We start from the raw sequence: 3,499 nt of genomic DNA, 5'->3' as shown, positions 1-3,499 counted from the left end.
AATTTGAAGTATCTAGACCAAGTTTGTCTAATTGTTTTAAAAACCAATTTCTCATTTAGGCAAAATTTGCTACAACGTTTAGGCTATGGCAAGTAGGGCAGTTGATGGGCCCTTTCCTTTCCGTTTAAGCCCTTAGCCAAAGCTTTTGCATTTTGTTTTTATCTTTTCTATTCTAAAGGCCAAATCAAAAGATTTGGCGGACTTAGTAAGCAAGCTCAAGCAATCAAATTTAGCACTTTATGCCCTATTTGCTATAGGTATTGTTGCCAACAGTATTTTATTTTTCAAGGTTTAGACTAAATTCATAATAAATGCCAAGAACTATTACCAACCTATTCGTTTCATCTTTTAAGTCCTTTTCGTCAATTCCGTCAAGGATGTATTTGGCGGAAAGTCCTGAACTTATATTTGGCACTTTTGTGCGCACAGCAAGGAAGTTTTTAATACCGTCATTAGAAATTTTGTCAATTAAACAGTTTTGAAATTCATTGGTTAATGTCAAAATTCCAAGACTTTTTTCAGGTTCTGAACCATCTAATCTAATTTCGGCTTCCATACTTTCATCGGATTCCTCTGTCATTGTCCAAATTCTCAGTTCCTTTATTTTTCCTCTGGTCGATTCCAATTCAGGATTTAGAAAAAAGTCAGGTGAAATATCGTTGTTGATGAATTCCGATAGGAACTGAATATAACTTTCTTCCTTGTCCATTCCCTTGTATTTATTTCCGAGTCTAGATTCAAAATCGGCAAGTCCTTTCTCTAATATAGAAATATCCTCTTTTTTCAAACAGATTTTGAGTCCATTCAGTTTTGTCTTCTGTGAACTACAACACGAAAAAGACATTAAAATCAGTGCTAAAACAAGTTTTTTCATATTATCAGCGAAAGTATTTATTTCAGCTTTATGATTGTTCCTGGTTGTTCGAAGAGTAGAGTATCATTTTTTAAAATTCCATTGTAGAAAAGAGTGTCGCCTTTAATTTCCAGTACTTCAACTTTTACTCCACCTGAATCATTAATTAACTTTTCCAGTTCGTCCAACTCGTTTAATTCCGTGTCATAGGTCAGAATCCAGTTGCAATCGTCTAAGTACTTTATTAGTGCATGAGTGCTGTCTCCAACTTTTTCCCATTCAACTTGTCGTCCATCTTTGCGAATTATATTCGAACTAATTGGATAAATTGAATCTCCGGGAATAAGAAATGTTCCGTTTTTAAAATCCGCGCATTTTAGGTCTTGGCCGCAAGAAGAAAGTCCGACTATTAAGACCAAAAGAATAAGAAGTTTTTTCATATTGTTGGCAACGCTCAGGCTATGATTAGTACGGGAATTAATAAGAGATTAATTTCCGATTAAGCACTTAGCCAAAACTTTTTATTTTGTTTTAATTTTTTATTTTAAAAGCCAAATTAAAAAGATTTGGCGGACTTTATAAAAATACACTAAACTTTGGATTAAACATTAAACCCGTATTAATTATAGCCATTGTTGGCAGTAGTTTTTACCATTCCCTCCAATCTTCCGTTAAATCAATTGTTGAATCAATATTTAATCCAGTTTTTCTAACGATTTGATTTATAAAATCACAAATTTCTTCCCTTTCTAACGTGTCTATAATTTGTAGCTTATCATTAGCCTTATTGATACTTGTAGTAATTTTTTTTACTGAATTATAAATAGTTGTTGCATTTTTTTTACTTGTTAATTTAATAAGTTGATTGATATAATCAATTAATAATTTTTCAATTATGTTGATTGATTCATTAGTGAAAATATCATCACCTTCTAGTTTTCGTTTTGTCCATTCAATTGTAGGAAGCTTACTTTTGAAATTTGAAAGAAGAACAATATTTTCTGTCTTGATATTTTTATTTTGTTGCCTTAATTCTTTCTTAAGATTCTCCTTTTCAATTTCATATTTATCAAGTTTCATAACTCTCAGCCATATTAACTCATATTTTTCATTTAAAGCTGTTAAGATTCTGAAATTATCAAATCTAAACCACCAAGAATATCCATAACTTGAGTTGCTTTTTTCGTATGGTTTCTTTTTAAGTTTATTGAAAATTAAATCTTTAGAATCTCCTAATTCAAGAGAGAATGGTAATTCAATAGGTGATTTTTCTTTATTTTTCACAAAGTTGTTATCAACGGTTATTTCACTGACAATTAATTCATCACTATCGTTATCTAAAGTATTAATTGGAGTTCCATAATTATGCGAATACATTTTGTTACCTATGAAGGTTAATGAAATTGTATCGCCTTCTTTCCAAGTGTCTGCCTGATAAATATATCCTCCAGCATTTTTTTGAATTCTAATTTCCCCGTTTATTTTATACTCCTTAGTGAATGATTTTATTTTATCACTTTCAAAAGAATAGCCTAATAGTTCAATAAAAGAAGTTTCGTTCATATTTTTAATTACTGCCAACGTGTTCGTGTATGATTTGGCAAGTTTGGTTGCCAGATCAGTTTCAGGAAATCCTGAAGTTTAAAAGTAGCAAAATTTATCTAGCGAATGATTCCGCTTGCTGAATTATACACGTTGTTGGCTACCGTTTTTTGTTCATTTTATAATGCAAATCCAAGAATCTAATTCCGTAAAAATTCAGATTATGGTCAGCTCTCAAAACATTTTCATCGTCTTCGTAAACTCTAATCCATTCGTGCATTGATTTCACAAATCTTGCCCAATATTCTCCCTTTTCATTTGTCAAAGTAAAGTAGAATCCATTATCTCCAAATTTTTTCCCATCAGAGCAGAGTAGAAGTGAACCATCTTCCTCAACTTTCTTTGTCATAACTACAGAAGCATTTCCATTCGGCAGAGGAAATACAACTTTAAGAAGTGGTTTTTCGTAATTTGGATTTTCACAGGTTGTATATATTCCAGAATAAATTACATCGTTTGTACTTTTAATTATTCTATACCAAATAGTCCATTTGGTTTCTTTTGTTTCTTTATCTATTAGTTTTATTATTTCACTTTTCAGACCTTTTGCAGTATCTATAGAATTCAGTGGTAAATTCAGTTGCTGTAGTCGTTTACTAAAAACTAGGGAAAGTAGTTTTCCAAATGGTTTGAAAATACCTTTCCATTCAGACCAGATTTCAAAGTCGTAATTCGATGTATTTTCGTAAAAGTCGGCAACTTTGGCGTTTAAACGAGGTTTATCTTGGTCGGAAATTCCGATTTGTTCGATTCGTTCGAGTAGTCCAAAATTCGGCAAGTTGTTTTGAATCTCTAAATCCTCTTTTTCTGCTAATTCAAAAATGAATTTGTCTTTTATTATATCAGTATTACCATTTGGTCCGATTAACCATTCAAACTCGTTGGGGTTTATCTTTTTTCCTGTAGTCTTTACCCAAATTTGAGTGATTTTATCTTGTATTGCCATTAAGTTTTTTCAAATGGTTGCCAACGCCCGAGCTAAAGTTAGTGCGGAGAGCAAGGAAGCTTTTGCTTCCGTCTTAGCACTAAGACAAAGCTTTTTGT

4 protein-coding genes are annotated in these 3,499 nt (G+C 31.8%); all 4 read right to left on the bottom strand.

What is annotated here, in order from left to right; genetic code table 11:
* Positions 1–277 precede the first annotated feature (277 nt).
* Positions 278–787, bottom strand: a complete 510-nt coding sequence (locus tag Q0856_RS17810; RefSeq protein ID WP_298507166.1) for a hypothetical protein — start codon at positions 785–787, stop codon at positions 278–280.
* Between the two features lie 104 nt (positions 788–891).
* Positions 892–1,293 (bottom strand): hypothetical protein, encoded by a 402-nt coding sequence (locus tag Q0856_RS17805; protein WP_298507164.1) that lies wholly within the window; start codon positions 1,291–1,293, stop codon positions 892–894.
* A 208-nt stretch (positions 1,294–1,501) separates the two neighbouring features.
* A complete protein-coding gene (locus tag Q0856_RS17800) occupies positions 1,502–2,416 on the bottom strand; it encodes a hypothetical protein (RefSeq protein WP_298507162.1) in 915 nt (304 codons plus the stop codon).
* A gap of 139 nt (positions 2,417–2,555) precedes the next feature.
* Positions 2,556–3,401, bottom strand: a complete 846-nt coding sequence (locus Q0856_RS17795) for a hypothetical protein (protein WP_298507160.1) — start codon at positions 3,399–3,401, stop codon at positions 2,556–2,558.
* Positions 3,402–3,499: the final 98 nt, after the last annotated feature.

Source organism: uncultured Maribacter sp., assembly GCF_947496775.1.
Lineage (GTDB): Bacteria > Bacteroidota > Bacteroidia > Flavobacteriales > Flavobacteriaceae > Maribacter_B.
This window is presented reverse-complemented; position numbering and strand designations above follow the sequence as displayed.